We start from the raw sequence: 15,112 nt of genomic DNA on the forward strand, positions 1-15,112 counted from the left end.
GCGTGTCCGGGTGGCGGAAAACCACGCTGTCGGCGGTGGCATGGCTCTTGCTGATAGTTGTCGCGTCAAAAACACTATCGCGTCCATCCTCCATGACCCAAGCCCATCCTCAATTCTGGTATGAACGCTCACCAGTGCCTACGCCGCTCAGCATCGCCGTGCATCTCGGCTGGCTTAACGGCGAACCGTCCGCGGACGGCGTGGCGATCCGCTCGCTGCGCACGCGCCAGCCGATCGGCAATGCGGCGCAGCAGCTGGAATACATGCTCACCAATACCTTCCGCCAGGGCAGCAGCGCGCCAGCCCTGTGGGCGCGTGCACGCGGCGCCGATACGCGGGTGATCGGCCTGACCTGGACCGATGAAGCGCAGCAGATCATCGCGCTGCCGCAGTCCGGCATCCACAGCACCGGCGACTTGCGCGGGCGACGCATCGCCATTCCCCGCTGCGATACCGACCAGATCGACATGTTCCGCGCCACCGCCCTGCGCGGCGTACTCAATGCACTGAGCCTGGAAGGCCTGGCTGGCAGCGACGTTACCCTGGTCGAAGTGGAGCGCGATCCGCGCCGCCTGTACCTGGCCGAGGCCCACGCCCTGCTGGCGGGACAGGTGGACGCCATTTACGTGCGCGGTGCGCCGGGGCTGGACATTGCGCTGATGCTCAACGCGCTGGTGGTGACCGATATCGGCTTTCATCCCGATCCCATGATCCGCAATAACAATGGCACGCCGCGTCCCCTGACGGTCAGCGGCGCGACCTTGCGCGAGTTTCCCGATATTGTCAGCGGCTTTTTGCAGCTGGTGGTCGACGGCGGCGACTGGGCGGCGTCGCATCCGCTCGAAACGATCAGCTATGTCGCCGACGAAACGGGATCGCCACCGCACATGGTACGCGCCGCCTACGGCCCCCAATTACACCGCAATCTGCGCGTCGACCTGGCGCCAGAATCGCTGAGCGCGCTGGGATCCTTCAAGGATTTCCTGCTGGCGCACGGCTTCCTGGAAAGCGATTTCGACATCGGTGACTGGGTCGATCACCGCCCGCTGGAGCAGCTGCGAAAAAAACCTGGCGCGGCTTAAAGCGATTTTGGCGCCAGCACGCCCGCACAATCGACGGGCTGCGCCATGTGCGTGCTGAGCCAATCGAACACCCTGCCCGCCTTGCCTTCGATACTGGCGCCAAAGCCGCGCTGCGCCAGCAGCGAGATGCCATTGGTGAGCAGCAGCACGCCGGGCGCCAGCTGCAATACACCCTGCTCGTCGCGGCTCACGCACCACGGCGCCAGGCAGTCTTCCAGCAGCGGCGCCAGCACCAGGTTATGCGACGAGACGATCACCAGGTGGCGTTCGGCCAGGCCATGCAGCACGGCCGCAGCAGCAGACACCGATTCCAGGTGATTGGTGCCACGGAAAATCTCGTCGATCAGGAACAAGGCGGGCGCGCCACTGTCGGCCAGCGCCAGCAATTCCTGGGCGCGCCGCAACTCGGCCAGGTACAGGCTTTCACCGCCATCGAGCGAATCTTCATTCTGCATGCTTGAATACAGGGGAATCAGGGGCACCGTAGCCGCCTGGGCATGGCAAAAGCCGAAGGCGCGCGCGCAGATCAGATTGAGGCCCACGCCACGCAGCAAGGTGCTCTTGCCGATCGCGTTCTGGCCCGAGATAAACGCGCCCCGGCCATCGAGCTGCAGGGACAGCGGCACGGCGCCGTCCAGTAGCGGATGCACCATGGCGTCGAACGACAACTGGCGCGCGGGGGCCGCTTGCGCCCAGCAAAATTGAGGGCGGTGGCGCAGATGGCGGACCAGCGCCAGGTCCGCTTCCAGGTCCGCCAGCAACAGAAAACTCTCGCGCAGGAACGTCCGTTCGCGCCGCACTACCTTCAGGCTGTGAAAATAGCGCCGCACGTTGCCGAGCATCAGCCAGTCTTCATATTCAGCCAGCAGCGGCATGAGTTTGAGCCAGCGCAGCGGCGTCAGATCACGGCTGATCACGCCCGATAGCCGCTGGCCTTCGCGCATCGCTTGCGTAAACGGCGTATCGAGTCCGCCCAGGCGGCCATGTACCAGCAGCAGCATCTGCAAGCTATGCACGCTGCGCTGCCACAGCTTGCAACGCTCATAAAAATGCACTTGCAGCGCAATCAGCACGCCCCACACCAGCAGCACTGCCATCCACGCCAGCGGTGCAAACAGGCAGGCTGCCAGCAGCGACACAAGCAGCAGCAATACCGGCAGCGCCAGCCAGCGCGACCACCAGGCTGGCGCGGGCAAGAGCGGACCAAACAGCGGCGTGCTCACTTCCATGTCGGCCGTGCGCAACGGGCGCATGGCGTGCTCCAGCTGTTGCTGCTGCGCCGGCGCCGCCAGCAAGGCATCCACCCGCTCGCGCGACGCCGCATCCGCGACGCCGCTGGCCAGGCGCTGATGCAGGCGCTGCCGACCGAAGATGCTGGTCTGCTGCGCCAGTTGCGCCGCATAGGAATCGAGCAGCATCTCGTCCCAGGTCTGGCCGTCGATCTGCACTGGCCCGCCCACGAACTGCTGCAGTTTTTCGACATCGCTATGGGCAAACGGATAATCGAGTTCGTCCGGTTCAGGCAAGCTGGCAAACTGGCGCAGCCAGGTCGCCATACGGGCAGCAAAAGGACGCGGCTGAACGGGACCATTCTGGATCAGGGTAAACATCATGCTCCACAAAGTGAGGGCAGCATGGCGCGGCGCGCCATTACTGCAGCATGCACATCAGGGCGATTGACAGAATATCAAGTCCCCATGCCTGCCCCCATGCCCCCTTCATACCTGGGCGACGCCACCGTCGACAAAGATCTCGCTCCCCGTCATGAAACTGCTGTCGTCGGAAGCCAGGAACGCCACGACTGCCGCCACCTCGGCGTCGCGTCCCGTACGGGCGAGCGGCGTGATACTCGCGGCGTGGTCGAAGAAGCCATCGAGCTGCTCTTGCGTAGCGCCCGTCTTTTCGTGCCCAGGCGTTTCGATCACACCGGGGCTGACGGCATTGATGCGGATATGGCGCCCCTTCAGGTCCGACGCCCATGTGCGCGCAAACGAACGCACGGCCGCCTTCGTCGCGCTATAGACACTCCAGTTGCCAAAGCCCTTGCTGGCGACAATCGACGCGCTCAGGATGATGGAGCCACCGGCAGGCATCAGCGGCAAGGCCTTTTGCACCGTCCAGATCACGCCCTTGATATTGGTGCTTAACAGTCCGTCGATGTGCGCTTCGCTCAAGTCGCCGAGCGGGGCGAACGCGGCATAGCCGGCATTGGCGAAGACGATATCGACACGCCCATGCTGCTCGCGCACCCGCGCATACAGCGCGTCGACCTGTACGGGATCGGCCACGTCGCCCTGCACCGGCGTGGCCTGCGCACCGAGCACCGCTGCAGCAGCCTGCAATGCATCGAGGCTGCGCCCGGTGATGTAGACGTGTGCGCCTTGCGCGACCAGCGCCCTGGCCGTGGCGAAACCGATACCCGAGCTGCCGCCGGTAACGACCGCAATTTTTCCAATGAGTTTCATCTGCATTCCTTCAGCACAGGTTCAGGAGGTGGCGACCAGCACCAGCTTCTGGTTGACGAACTCCTTGATGCCCAGTTCGGACAATTCGCGGCCATAGCCGGAACGCTTCACACCGCCAAACGGCAGTTCGGGCGCCGTGCTTGAAAAGGTATTGATCCAGACGGCGCCCGTCTCGATGCGGGAGGCCAGTGTCCTGGCCCGCGCGATATCGCGTGAAAAGATCACGCCCGACAAGCCATAGTGCGAATCGTTGGCCAGCTCGACGATCTCGTCATCCGTGTTGACGACGTAGACCTGTGCGACGGGGCCGAAAAATTCCTCGAAATAAGCGGGATTGTCGCGCTGTACATTCGTCAGTATGGTCGGCTCGAAAAAATTGCCAGGCCGGTCGATGGCATTTCCGCCATGGTGCAGCGTGGCGCCGTGGCTGACCGCCGCCCTGACCTGGCTGGCCAGGCTGTCGCGCGCGGCGGTGGACGAAAGCGGGCCGAGGGTGGTCGTCTCGTCCAGCGGGTCGCCTATCCTGACCGCCTTGAACGCCGCGGTGAACTTGTCGAGGAAGGTATCGGCCACTTCGGCGCGTACCACGAACCGCTTCGCGCCTATGCACTCCTGTCCGCCGACGTGCAGGCGCGAGAACGTGCCGGCCTCGACCGCCTTGTCGATGTCGCTATCCTCGAGCACCACGAACACGTCGTTGCCGCCCATCTCCAGGGTCGACTTCTTCAGGTACTTGCCGGCCTGGGCCGCCAGCGCGCTGCCAGCGCCTTCCGAACCCGTCATGGCGACGCCTTGCACGCGCTGGTCCGCAATCAGCTTGCCAACCTGGTCGGCCGTGATGAACAGATTGGTCCAGGCGCCTTGCGGGGCGCCCGCCTCGGTCACGAGCTGCTCGAAGACGCTGGCGCAATGCGGCACGATGCTGGCGTGCTTGGCGACGACCGGATTGCCTGCCGCCAGATTCGGCGCCAGTACGCGCATCAATTGGTAAAACGGGAAATTCCACGGTTCGACTGCGAGCAGCACGCCGATGGCATGGTGTTCGATCCAGGCTTCGCCCTGCCCCGTGGGCAGGCTGACCGGCGCCAGGAAGCGCTCCGCATGCTCGGCATAGTAGCGGGCGATCTGCGCGACGACCTGGATTTCTCCGCGGCTTTCGCCGATCAGCTTGCCCATTTCCAGGGTGATGATACGGGCCAGTTCCTCGACGCGCGATTCGAGCAGGTCCGCCAGCTTGTGCAGCACCCGCAGGCGGGGTGCGATCGCGCCTTGCGACCAGGGCGATTGGTACAGCCGGTGGGCGGCCGACAGCGCCGCTTCGACTTGTTCATCCGTATGGCCGGGCCAGGTCTTGACCAGTACATTCGTGGTGGGATTAATGGTTTGGTATGCCATGAGAAACTCCGTTCTGGATAAGGTGCCTCCCTGGCGCGCCACGCTGATTGCGCCCCCGAAGGAGGTGAGGAAGGCCGCCGCGGCAGCCCTGTTGAAATCATCTTAGGTCTGCATGGAGGCGGCAGCAACGCCATATCCGCAAGGTTTCCGGACATCGCGCCTGAAACACCGCCATCGGCCTTGAAAAATACTTGCATATGCACTTAAATAGAGATCACTTGCTTCAACCACCCAGGAGATTCTCATGCCTTACCTGCAGCTGGACGTCAACGACAGCTACCCCGTCGAACTCAAACAGGCCCTCGCCAAGAAAATGGCGCTCACCTATGCCGAGCTGATGACGGTCGATATCCGCCGCATCAGCATCGCCATCCGTGAAGTCGGTCAAGGTGGCGTATGGCGAACGGTGGATGGGGAGCCAGTGCCCGTCTCGGTCCTGATGTGCGATATACGCCAGGGACGGCCGGCGGAACTGCGCATGCAGGTGGCCAAGGCGCTATGCGCCGACTGCATCGCCATACTGGGCCTGCGCGAAGACCGGCTGAACGTCGAATTCACGCAGCACTCGGGAGACGAGATGTATCACCCGACCTTGGGCGGCTTCAGCCCCGAATGGTCCGCGGGAGAGGCATAGACCGGCGATGAAGCACAAAGAGACAGCAGCGATCCGGAAGGACGCCAGGGATACGCTGGTGTGCAACGGCGCCGCGCTACGCAAGGCCAGCCGCCGCGTGACCCAGCTCTACGACGGCCTGCTTGCGCCATGCGGGCTGACCATCTCGCAGCGCTCGGTGCTGGTGCACGTGCAGCGCGCCGGGTCGCCGACCATGTCGGCGCTGGCCCGTGCCATGGTGCTGGACCGCTCGGCGCTGCTGCGCAACCTGAAACCGCTGGAGCGCGAAGGCTATCTGGTGCAGGCCAGGGATGAACACGATGGCCGCAGCCGGCGCGTCAGCCTCACGCCATCGGGCAAGGCAAAGCTCAGGCAGGCAAACCTGTTATGGCGCAAGGCCCAGACACGCTTTGAAAAAGCCTATGGGCCGGAACGCTCGGCAGCGCTGCGCCTTGCGCTGGCCGATATCTTTTCGGACCAGTTCGCCGTAGCCTTCCTGCAAGCCTAGGCAAGTTCGGCTTACAGGGCCAGCACCGCGCCTGCCGAAGTTCTTTGTATCGCCTGCGGCGGTTGTCCAAAGGCGCGCAGGAAGGCCTGCCGCATGCGCTCCCGGTCGCCGAACCCGGTCTCGCGCGCGATCACTTCGATCGGATGGCGGGTGGTCTCCATCATCAGCCGCGCCGCTTCCACGCGCAGGCGTTCCACCGCCTTGGCCGGCGACTGGCCTGTCTCTTCGCGGAACACCCGGCTAAATTGCCGCGGACTGAGACGCGCGGCCTGCGCCAGCACCTCCACCGACAGCTCGCTGGCCAGGTGCTCCCTTGCGTGCGTCAGCGCCATCTGCACGCGGTCCGATTTTGCATCGAGCTCCAGCAAGGCCGAGAACTGCGACTGGCCGCCGCCACGGCGCTGGTGCACCACCAGCTTGCGCGCCACCATGCGGGCGGTCTCCAGGCCGAAATCCTTTTCGACGATGGCCAGTGCAAGGTCGACGCCTGCGGTCATGCCGGCCGACGTCCAGATTTGCCCATCGACCACAAAGATGCGGTCTTCGTCGAGCAGCACGCCGGGATACTGCTGCTTGAAGGCCTGGGCATGGAACCAGTGCGTGGTCGCATGCTTGCCGTCGAGTAGTCCGGCCGCGGCCAGCACCACGGCGCCGGTACAAATGGCGGCCACGCGCCGGCTCTGGCCGGGCGCCTGGCGCAGATAGTCCAGCAGGCTGTCCGGCGGCAGCTGGCAGTCATTGTCGCCCGCCACGATCAGGGTGTCGTAGGCGAAGTCCCCGAGCCGCTCCGTATTGACGGAAAAATGCTGCGACGTCATCACGGGACCACCTTCCTCGGAGACCAGGCGAAATACATAGGCCTGCTCGCCACGAAAACGATTCGTGTACTCAAACACGCTGGCAACGGCCAGGCCCATGGCCTGGAAATTGGCATAAACAAGGAGTCCGACGGTGTGCATGTGCGCCCCATTCCAGCTAGTCATAATTCATTGAATGTAGCACAAAACAGCCATCGCACCAGGCCAGCGACAATGCACGCAGCCGCCATGCTGCATGACCTGAATCATTGCATCTACGTCATTTGAGAACGCCGTCTTTCAGCCCAGAATGCACACTTACCCCCGACATCCCGTCGCGTGAACATTTCGAAAGTGACACTATCATGACTTCCCCTCTACCCTCCCCGAAAGGCACTGCCCTCATCACTGGCGCCTCGGCCGGCATCGGCGCCGTGTATGCCGACCGCCTGGCCAGGCGCGGCCATGACCTGATCCTGGTGGCCCGCAACGCCGAGCGCCTGCAGGCGCTGGCCACGCGCCTGAGCGCGGAAACCGGCCGCTCGGTGCAGACCATCGCAGCAGACCTCAACGACAAGGCAGGACTGGCGCAGATCGAGAACGTGCTGCGCGAGGATACAAGCATCACCATGCTGGTCAACAACGCGGGCGTCGGTTCGGTCGCCTCGGTGCTCAACGCGGATGTCGACGAGATGGAAGCGATGATCTTCCTGAACATCACCGCACTGACGCGCCTGACCTATGCCGTGGCGCCGGTATTTGCCGGCAAGGCCTCGGGCACCATCATCAATATCAGTTCGGCCGTCGGCATCGCCGTCGAGATGCTGAACGGCGTCTATAGCGCGTCGAAGTCGTATGTGCTGAGCTTTGGCCATACGCTGCAGCGCGACCTGGCTGCCCAGGGCGTGCGCATTCAAACCGTGCTGCCGGCGGCGACAGCCACCGAGTTCTGGGACGTGGCCGGCTATGCCAAGCAAAAAGAAGCCCCCAGCACCATGACGGCCGGCGACCTGGTCGACGCAGCGCTGGCCGGCCTGGACCAGGGCGAGCTGGTGACCATCCCCACCCTGCACGATGCCGACGGCTGGACACGCTGGGAAACGGATCGCCGCGCCCTGGCGCCGCAGTTCGCCAACGCCAAGCCCGCCCCCCGCTATGCCCTCGCGGCCAACAAGGATTAATTTCCCCCTGACAGGAGCAACCTCATGCATGTCCTTAAAATCAGTGCCGCCCTGCTGGCAATGGCCACCAGCTTCGCGCTGCCCCCTTCCGCTGCCGCCCAATCGCGTGGGAAAGTACTGGTCGTCATGTCGAGCGCCCACCAACTGGCGCTACGCGACGGCAAGCAATACGCGACCGGCTACTACCTCAACGAATTCGTGGTGCCTTACCGTAAGCTGGTCGAAGCCGGCTACGAGCCGGTGATCGCCAACCCGAACGGCGACATGCCCGTCATGGACGTCAATTCGAATAACAGGCTGTTTTTCGGCGGCGATGAGGCAGCGCGTGCCGAAGCGGCGAAATACGTACAAACGATCGCCCAATTGCAGCATCCGAAAACGCTGGCGTCCGTCGTTGCCGAGGGGAGCGAAGGCTATGCGGGCCTGTTCATTCCGGGTGGCCATGCCCCCATGGCTGACCTGCTGAAGGACCGCAACCTGGGCAAGATCCTCGCCAGCTTCCATGCCGCGGGCCGTCCCACCGGCATCATCTGCCATGCTCCGGTGGTGCTGCTGTCCACCCTGCATGACCCTGACGCCTTCCTCGCGTCGATGCGGGCGAACGACGGCAAGGCCAATGCGCTGGCGGCAGGCTGGCCATACGCCGGTTATCGCCTGACGGTGTTTTCCACGGGTGAAGAACAGCAGCTCGAAGGTCCGTCCGGTCTGGGCGGCAACGTGGAGTTCTATCCGGTCAACGTCCTGGCCGAAGCGGGCGCCCACGTGGACACGGTGGCAAACTGGCACAGCAACGTCATCGTCGATCGCGAACTGATCACCGGCCAGCAACCGATGTCTGCGCCAGAATTCGGCGACGTGCTGGTCAGGCAACTCAATGCGCGGCGTCACTGAACTGCCGCGCTGTCCGCCCGGCGCCCATGCGCCGGGCGGACAGGCGGACAGGGCCGGACACGCGCGGACACCTGGACATCAAATGTTTTTACTTTAAAATCAATGACATAAAACTGGCACGGATCGTGCATAGGTCAGGACATCTTTCACGAAATGTCCACCATGATCCGCGATACCTCTGCCCAAGACGCCGTCGTCGCCGCTCCCGCCGGCCAACGCAACAAGAAACGCGCCCTGCTCGCCATCGGTGCGGCCCTCCTCATTGCCGCCGCCATCGCCGCCATCAGCGGCTGGCGCAACAGCGAACATTCCGTTAACGCCAGCCGCCTGCGCATTGCCGAAGTCACGCGCGGCACCCTGATCCGCGACGCCGCCGTCAATGGCCGCGTGGTCGCCTCGATCAGCCCCACCCTGTATTCGACCACGGTCGCCACCGTCACCTTGAAAGCGAAAGCGGGCGACACGGTGAAAAAAGGCGATATCCTGGCCGTACTGGAATCGCCCGACCTGTCGGACGCGCTCAAGCGCGAACAGTCCAGCGTGCAGCAGCTGGAAGCGGAAGTGGCGCGCCAGGAAATCCTGGCGCGCAAACAGAAACTGGTGGCGCGCCGCGATGCCGACACGGCCGAGATCGACCGCCTGTCCGCGCAGCGCACGATGGAACGCTATGAAAGCGTGGCCCAGGTCGGCATCATCGCCAAGATCGATTACCAGAAGGCCAAGGATGCACTGAACTCGGCCGAGATCCGCAGCAAGCAGGCGGCGGCAGCGGCCGGCCTGGAAAGCGAGGACGTGGCCCTGGCCCTGAAAACCAAGATCAATGAACTGGACCGCCAGCGCCTGAGCCGCGACAACGCCCAGCGCAGGGTTGACGAGCTGACCGTGCGCGCGCCCGTGAATGGCTTTATCGGCACCCTGTCGGTGGCCAACCGCAGCGTGGTGCAAGCCAATACGGCGTTGATGACCCTGGTTGACCTGTCGCAGCTGGAAGTGGAGCTGGAAGTACCGGAAACCTATGTCGCCGACATCGGCCTGGGCATGAGCGCAGAAATCGAAGTGGGCGCCGTCAAGGCCACCGGCAAGCTGTCGGCGCTGTCGCCCGAAGTGGTCAAGAACCAGGTGCTGGCGCGCGTGCGCTTCAATGGCGAACAGCCGCCCGGCCTGCGCCAGAACCAGCGCGCCACGGCGCGCCTGCTGATCGATGAAAAACCGAATGTGCTGATGCTGGCGCGCGGCCCGTTCGTCGAGTCCGAAGGCGGCCGTTTTGCCTATGTGGTGCGCGATGGCGTGGCCATCCGCACACCGATCAAGATGGGCGCCACCAGCGTCTCGGCGGTTGAAATCCTCGGTGGCCTGAAACAGGGCGACAAGGTCGTCATCGCCGGCACCGAAACGTTCGAGAACGCGGAACGCGTCTCCATCAATCAATAATCCCCATTCATTCCTACGCATACAAGAGGCCCGCCATGCTGCGCATGCAAAATCTGAGCAAAGTCTACCGCACCCACATGATCGAAACGCACGCGCTGCGCGGTTTCGAAATCCACGTCAAGCAAGGCGAATTCGTCACCGTCACGGGGCCATCCGGTTCCGGCAAGACCAGTTTCCTGAATATCGCCGGCCTGCTGGAAGAATTCACCGATGGCGATTACATCCTCGACGGCGTCAACGTGAAAGGCATGAACGACAATGCCCGTTCGCGCCTGCGCAATGAAAAACTGGGCTTCATCTTCCAGGGCTTCAACCTGATTCCCGATCTGTCCCTGTTCGACAATGTCGACGTGCCGCTGCGCTACCGGGGCTTCAACAGCGCCGAACGGCGCGAACGCATCGAAGACGCACTGGCCAAGGTGGGCCTGGCCTCGCGCATGAAGCATTATCCGGCCGAACTGTCGGGCGGACAGCAGCAGCGCGTGGCGATCGCCCGTGCGCTGGCCGGCTCGCCCAAGCTGCTGCTGGCCGATGAACCGACCGGTAACCTCGATACGCAAATGGCGCGCGGCGTGATGGAACTGCTGGAAGAAATCAATGCGCAGGGCACCACCATCCTGATGGTCACCCATGATCCGGAACTGGCGCTGCGCAGCCCGCGCAACGTGCATATCATCGATGGCCAGGTGTCCGACCTGGTGCACAAGGGACCATCGCTGGTGGCAGGACAACACAAGGCTGGCAGCAATGCCGCCACCGCCTGAGGATAGCCCATGTTGCGTTATTACTTCATGCTGGGCTTGCGCAGCCTGCGCCGCAATCCGGCCCTGACAGCACTGATGGTGCTGACCCTGGCCATCGGTGTAGCTGCCAGCGTTTCCACCCTCACCATCCTGCACGTCATGTCTAGCAACCCTCTGCCGGACAAGAATGGACGCATGTTTGTGCCGCTGGTTGATAACGGCCCGCTCTCTGGCTATACGCCAGGCGACAAAACCCGTGACAACCAGCTCAGCTACCGCGATGCTGTCAACTTCCAGAACAGCAAAATGGGCGAACGGCGCAGCGCCATGTACGGCGTGGGTGGCACGATCGAACCGCAAAACAAGGATCTGGGGCCATTCGGTTCGCAAGGCCTTGCCGCTTATCGCGACTTTTTCCCCATGTTCGAGACGCCCTTCCTGTATGGCCAGCCATGGAGTGAGGCCGACGACACCGCCGGCGCCGACGTGATCGTCCTGTCGCGCAAGCTGGCGCAAAAACTGTATGGCGACGCCAATCCCGTCGGCCAGCGCATGTCGCTGATGGGCGGCCAGTTCCAGATTACGGGCGTGCTTGATACCTGGGAGCCCGTGCCGCGTATCCACCGCATCGTCGGCAGCAGCGCCTTCGGCAGCGAAGATAGTTACTTCATTCCCTTTACCAGCGCGATTCGGCACCAGCAAGGCGTAGACGGCAACATGAGCTGCTCTGGCAATCGCGAACCGGGCTTTCAGGGCACGCTCGATTCGGAATGCACCTGGCTACAATTCTGGTTCGAAATGGCCAGCGATGGCCAGCGCGGTGAACTGCAAAACTACCTTGACAGCTACGCACAGGAACAGCGCAAGCTGGGACGTTTGAAACGCAATGCACCCAACCAGCTGTTCAGCATCAGCGAATGGATGGAACACCTGCGCGTGGTCGGCAACGACAACAAGCTGTCAGCCTGGCTGGCCTTCGGCTTCCTGGCTCTGTGCCTGGTCAATACCATCGGCCTGCTGCTGGCAAAATTCTCGGTACGCGCCTCCGAAGTGGGCATACGCCGTGCGCTGGGCGCCTCGCGTGCCGACATCTTCCGCCAGTTCCTGATCGAGACCACCGTCATCGGCCTGGTCGGCGGCGTGCTGGGTCTGCTGCTGGCCTTTGGTGCGCTGGCCTTGATCGGCATGCAATCGAAACAACTGACCGTCGCCGCCCATATGGACTGGATAATGCTGACGATGACCTTTGTCATCTCGGTCGCCGCCGCCATCCTGGCCGGCCTGCTGCCGACCTGGCGCGCCTGCCAGGTGACGCCAGCCATTCAGCTCAAGTCGCAGTAAATCAGTTCACCGCATACGAATAGAAATAGGACCATCATGGAAATCCGACCCATCCTGTCTGCGCTAATGCGCAGCAAAACCGGCGCCATCCTGGTTGCCGTGCAGGTAGCGCTAAGCCTGGCCATCCTGGCCAACGCCCTGCATATCGTCAACGTGCGCCAGGAAGTGGCGGCCCGGCCCAGCGGCGTGGTGGCCGAAGGTGAAGTCTTTCACCTGTTGGCACGTACCTTGCGTACGCCAGAGCACAATGAGGAAATCGCGCTGCAAAAACGCCTGGCTGCCGCCGTGCGTGCAGTGCCCGGCGTAGTCTCCGTGGCGCAGGTCAGTCAGGTACCGCTGTCGCGCTCGGGCAGCACCAGCGGCTTTTCCGAGAACCGCACGCAGAAAAACAGTTCCGCCAATGCCGCCGTCTACGCCTCGCCTGATTCCCTGATCAAGACCTGGGGCCTGCAATTGATCGAAGGGCGCGATTTCAATCCTGCCGAAATCGTCGATATCGACCAGAACGTCACGGACGAATTTCCGTCTCAAATTATCATCACGCAAGCCCTGGCCAACAAGATCAAGCCAGCCGGCGGCAGCGCGCTGGGCATGCCGCTGTTCCTGGGAACGGGAGAAAGTGCGCAACAGTTGCAGGTCGTGGGCGTCATCAATCAGTTGCAGACCCAGGGCGCAGAACTTGGTGAACGCGGCGAATTCTCGGTCATCTATCCGGTTCGCCTGTCCGGCGACGGCAACACTTTGCTGACCATCCGTACCGAGCCGAGCCAGCGCGAGCGTGTGATGAAAGAAGCAGAGCAGGCCGTGCGCGCCGCCACGTCGGACAAGCTGGTTGTACGCATACGCACCCTCGATACGGATCGCGATACACGCTACCGTGCCGACCGCGCCCTGTCCTGGATGCTGATCACGGTCTCGGCGCTGCTGTTGCTGATCACAGCCAGCGGTATTGTCGGCATCGCCAGCCTGTGGGTCACGCAGCGGCGCAAACAGATCGGCGTACGGCGTGCCCTCGGGGCGCGCCGCATCGATATCCTGCGCTACTTCCTGACGGAGAATTTCATGATCACCAGCCTGGGCGTGGCCGCTGGCGTACTGCTGGCACTGGCGCTGAACCAGCTGCTGGTGAGCCAACTGGAGATGGCCCGCCTGCCGCTGCCGTATCTGCTCGGCGGCGCACTGGTGTTCTGGCTACTGGGCTTGGGCGCCGTGTATGGTCCTGCCTGGCGCGCGGCCAGCATTTCGCCGGCGACCGCCACGCGCAGCACATGAGCATTGACATCGGCATTTACATCTTTCGTGACAATGCTATGCTGCGCGCATGCCTACCGTACTGATTATTGACGACAATGCCGCCGTGGCCATCGCGCTCGACGTGCTGTTCTCGCTGCATGAGATCGACTCCCTGCGCGCCGCTTCGCCCGAAGAAGGCCTGGCGCTGCTGCAGGGCCACGCGATCGACCTGGTGATCCAGGACATGAACTTCACGGCCGACACCACCTCGGGCGAAGAAGGCGTGGCGCTGTTTCACGCGATCCGCGCACGCCATCCGGACCTGCCCGTCATCCTGTTGACCGCCTGGACCCAGCTCGACGCCGCCGTCGACCTGATCAAGTCCGGCGCGGCCGATTACCTGGCCAAGCCATGGGATGACCGGCGCCTGATCGCCTCGGTGCAAAACCTGCTGGAACTGGGCCAGGCGAATCAGGCGCTGCGCAGCCGCCTGGTGCAGGAGCAGCGCCAGCGGCACACGCTGGAAGCGTCCTTCGATTTGTGCGGGATGGTATGGCAGGACCCGGCCACCGAACGCGTGGTGCACCTGGCCTGCCAGGTGGCGCGCGCCGACGTGTCCGTGCTGATCAGCGGTCCGAATGGCAGCGGCAAGGAACGTATCGCCGCCATCGTGCAAGCCAATTCGGCAGTCCGCGACGGCCCTTTCGTGGTGCTCAATTGCGGCGCCGTGCCGGTCGACCTGATCGAGGCGGAACTGTTTGGCGCCGAAGCGGGCGCCTACACGGGATCGACCCGCGCGCGCGACGGCAAATTCGACGCGGCCGACGGCGGCACCCTGTTTCTCGACGAGATAGGCAATTTGCCGCTGGCCGGGCAAATGAAACTGTTGCGGGTGCTGGAGACGGGCCGCTTCGAGCGGCTCGGTTCCAACCGCGAACGGCATGTGAAAGTGCGCGTGATCAGCGCCAGCAATGCGGATTTGCCAGCCATGATACGCGCCGGCACCTTCCGCGAAGATCTGTTCTACCGCCTGAATGTGATTGAACTGCGCCTGCCGCCGCTGGTCGAGCGTCCGGCCGACATCCTGGTGCTGGCGCGGCATTTCCTGGGGACCGGCAAGAGCCTGGACGCGCAGGCGCAGGCGAGCCTGATGGCCTACGGCTGGCCAGGCAATGTGCGCGAATTGAAAAACGTCATGCAGCGCGCCAGCCTGCTGACGCCTGGCCCGTTGATCCACGCCGAAGAACTGGGCTTGCCTTTGCTGCGCGCCAAGGCCGACGGCGACGCAGCGGTCGCTGAACCTGACCGCGCCAGCGTCATCGCAGCGCTGGAGCGCGCCCAGGGCGTGGTAACCCAGGCGGCGCAGGAACTGGGCCTGTCGCGCCAGGCGCTGTACCGGCGCATGGAGCGCCTGGGCATCGATCGCGCCTGA

14 protein-coding genes are annotated in these 15,112 nt (G+C 63.5%); 10 read left to right on the top strand and 4 right to left on the bottom strand.

Annotated elements, in window-relative coordinates:
• Positions 1-92 precede the first annotated feature (92 nt).
• Positions 93-1,082, top strand: a complete 990-nt coding sequence (locus ACL9RI_RS13860) for an ABC transporter substrate-binding protein (protein WP_422727123.1) — start codon at positions 93-95, stop codon at positions 1,080-1,082.
• Here ACL9RI_RS13860 and ACL9RI_RS13865 read toward each other — a convergent pair.
• The 3 genes from ACL9RI_RS13865 to ACL9RI_RS13875 all read right to left on the bottom strand — a co-directional run bounded on the left by ACL9RI_RS13865 (position 1,079) and on the right by ACL9RI_RS13875 (position 4,942).
• The gene (locus ACL9RI_RS13865) at positions 1,079-2,692 is read right to left on the bottom strand and encodes a MutS-related protein (protein ID WP_422727124.1); all 1,614 of its coding nucleotides are present in this window, start codon (positions 2,690-2,692) and stop codon (positions 1,079-1,081) included. The genes ACL9RI_RS13860 and ACL9RI_RS13865 overlap by 4 nt on opposite strands.
• A 108-nt stretch (positions 2,693-2,800) precedes the next feature.
• Complete coding sequence (locus tag ACL9RI_RS13870) at positions 2,801-3,553, bottom strand: SDR family NAD(P)-dependent oxidoreductase (protein ID WP_422727125.1); 753 nt, start codon at positions 3,551-3,553, stop codon at positions 2,801-2,803.
• Between the two features lie 15 nt (positions 3,554-3,568).
• On the bottom strand, positions 3,569-4,942 hold the full coding sequence (locus tag ACL9RI_RS13875) for an NAD-dependent succinate-semialdehyde dehydrogenase (protein ID WP_422727126.1): 1,374 nt from the start codon (positions 4,940-4,942) through the stop codon (positions 3,569-3,571).
• A 244-nt stretch (positions 4,943-5,186) separates the two neighbouring features.
• Between ACL9RI_RS13875 and ACL9RI_RS13880 the strand changes: the two genes are divergently transcribed.
• Together ACL9RI_RS13880 and ACL9RI_RS13885 are read left to right on the top strand one after the other, a co-directional pair.
• Positions 5,187-5,576, top strand: coding sequence for a tautomerase family protein (locus ACL9RI_RS13880; RefSeq protein ID WP_422727127.1), 390 nt, complete (start codon positions 5,187-5,189; stop codon positions 5,574-5,576).
• Positions 5,577-5,583: 7 nt separating this feature from the next.
• Positions 5,584-6,063 carry a MarR family winged helix-turn-helix transcriptional regulator gene (locus ACL9RI_RS13885; protein ID WP_422727128.1) on the top strand — a complete coding sequence of 160 codons (480 nt, stop codon included), beginning with the start codon at positions 5,584-5,586 and terminating at the stop codon, positions 6,061-6,063.
• Between the two features lie 11 nt (positions 6,064-6,074).
• On the opposite strand, the gene ACL9RI_RS13890 is transcribed toward ACL9RI_RS13885, so the two are convergent.
• Positions 6,075-7,022, bottom strand: coding sequence for a GlxA family transcriptional regulator (locus ACL9RI_RS13890; RefSeq protein ID WP_422727129.1), 948 nt, complete (start codon positions 7,020-7,022; stop codon positions 6,075-6,077).
• 203 nt (positions 7,023-7,225) lie between these two features.
• On the opposite strand from ACL9RI_RS13890, the gene ACL9RI_RS13895 reads away from it, so the two are divergent.
• The 7 genes from ACL9RI_RS13895 (at position 7,226) to ACL9RI_RS13925 (ending at position 15,112) form a co-directional block, all read left to right on the top strand.
• Entirely contained in the window at positions 7,226-8,041 is an 816-nt protein-coding gene (locus ACL9RI_RS13895; RefSeq protein WP_422727130.1) for an SDR family NAD(P)-dependent oxidoreductase, read from the top strand.
• Between the two features lie 24 nt (positions 8,042-8,065).
• Positions 8,066-8,932, top strand: a complete 867-nt coding sequence (locus ACL9RI_RS13900) for a type 1 glutamine amidotransferase domain-containing protein (RefSeq protein ID WP_422727131.1) — start codon at positions 8,066-8,068, stop codon at positions 8,930-8,932.
• A gap of 162 nt (positions 8,933-9,094) precedes the next feature.
• Positions 9,095-10,363: an efflux RND transporter periplasmic adaptor subunit gene (locus ACL9RI_RS13905; protein WP_422727239.1), complete on the top strand. Its 1,269-nt coding sequence runs from the start codon at positions 9,095-9,097 to the stop codon at positions 10,361-10,363.
• Positions 10,364-10,398: 35 nt separating this feature from the next.
• Positions 10,399-11,127, top strand: a complete 729-nt coding sequence (locus ACL9RI_RS13910) for an ABC transporter ATP-binding protein (protein ID WP_422727132.1) — start codon at positions 10,399-10,401, stop codon at positions 11,125-11,127.
• A gap of 9 nt (positions 11,128-11,136) precedes the next feature.
• On the top strand, positions 11,137-12,447 hold the full coding sequence (locus ACL9RI_RS13915; protein WP_422727133.1) for an ABC transporter permease: 1,311 nt from the start codon (positions 11,137-11,139) through the stop codon (positions 12,445-12,447).
• 36 nt (positions 12,448-12,483) lie between these two features.
• On the top strand, positions 12,484-13,719 hold the full coding sequence (locus ACL9RI_RS13920) for an ABC transporter permease (protein WP_422727134.1): 1,236 nt from the start codon (positions 12,484-12,486) through the stop codon (positions 13,717-13,719).
• A 49-nt stretch (positions 13,720-13,768) separates the two neighbouring features.
• A complete protein-coding gene (locus ACL9RI_RS13925) occupies positions 13,769-15,112 on the top strand; it encodes a sigma-54-dependent transcriptional regulator (RefSeq protein ID WP_422727135.1) in 1,344 nt (447 codons plus the stop codon).

Source organism: Janthinobacterium sp. Mn2066, assembly GCF_049319705.1.
Taxonomy (GTDB): Bacteria; Pseudomonadota; Gammaproteobacteria; order Burkholderiales; family Burkholderiaceae_D; genus Janthinobacterium.

What these genes read in the sequence shown, in the direction of transcription:
- ACL9RI_RS13890 (WP_422727129.1), bottom strand. Translation starts at nt 7,022, where the DNA reads ATGCACACCGTCGGACTCCTTGTTTATGCCAATTTCCAGGCCATGGGC.
- ACL9RI_RS13920 (WP_422727134.1), top strand. Translation starts at nt 12,484, where the DNA reads ATGGAAATCCGACCCATCCTGTCTGCGCTAATGCGCAGCAAAACCGGC.
- ACL9RI_RS13860 (WP_422727123.1), top strand. Translation starts at nt 93, where the DNA reads ATGACCCAAGCCCATCCTCAATTCTGGTATGAACGCTCACCAGTGCCT.
- ACL9RI_RS13900 (WP_422727131.1), top strand. Translation starts at nt 8,066, where the DNA reads ATGCATGTCCTTAAAATCAGTGCCGCCCTGCTGGCAATGGCCACCAGC.
- ACL9RI_RS13895 (WP_422727130.1), top strand. Translation starts at nt 7,226, where the DNA reads ATGACTTCCCCTCTACCCTCCCCGAAAGGCACTGCCCTCATCACTGGC.
- ACL9RI_RS13870 (WP_422727125.1), bottom strand. Translation starts at nt 3,553, where the DNA reads ATGCAGATGAAACTCATTGGAAAAATTGCGGTCGTTACCGGCGGCAGC.
- ACL9RI_RS13910 (WP_422727132.1), top strand. Translation starts at nt 10,399, where the DNA reads ATGCTGCGCATGCAAAATCTGAGCAAAGTCTACCGCACCCACATGATC.
- ACL9RI_RS13905 (WP_422727239.1), top strand. Translation starts at nt 9,095, where the DNA reads ATGATCCGCGATACCTCTGCCCAAGACGCCGTCGTCGCCGCTCCCGCC.
- ACL9RI_RS13925 (WP_422727135.1), top strand. Translation starts at nt 13,769, where the DNA reads ATGCCTACCGTACTGATTATTGACGACAATGCCGCCGTGGCCATCGCG.
- ACL9RI_RS13875 (WP_422727126.1), bottom strand. Translation starts at nt 4,942, where the DNA reads ATGGCATACCAAACCATTAATCCCACCACGAATGTACTGGTCAAGACC.
- ACL9RI_RS13885 (WP_422727128.1), top strand. Translation starts at nt 5,584, where the DNA reads ATGAAGCACAAAGAGACAGCAGCGATCCGGAAGGACGCCAGGGATACG.
- ACL9RI_RS13915 (WP_422727133.1), top strand. Translation starts at nt 11,137, where the DNA reads ATGTTGCGTTATTACTTCATGCTGGGCTTGCGCAGCCTGCGCCGCAAT.
- ACL9RI_RS13865 (WP_422727124.1), bottom strand. Translation starts at nt 2,692, where the DNA reads ATGTTTACCCTGATCCAGAATGGTCCCGTTCAGCCGCGTCCTTTTGCT.
- ACL9RI_RS13880 (WP_422727127.1), top strand. Translation starts at nt 5,187, where the DNA reads ATGCCTTACCTGCAGCTGGACGTCAACGACAGCTACCCCGTCGAACTC.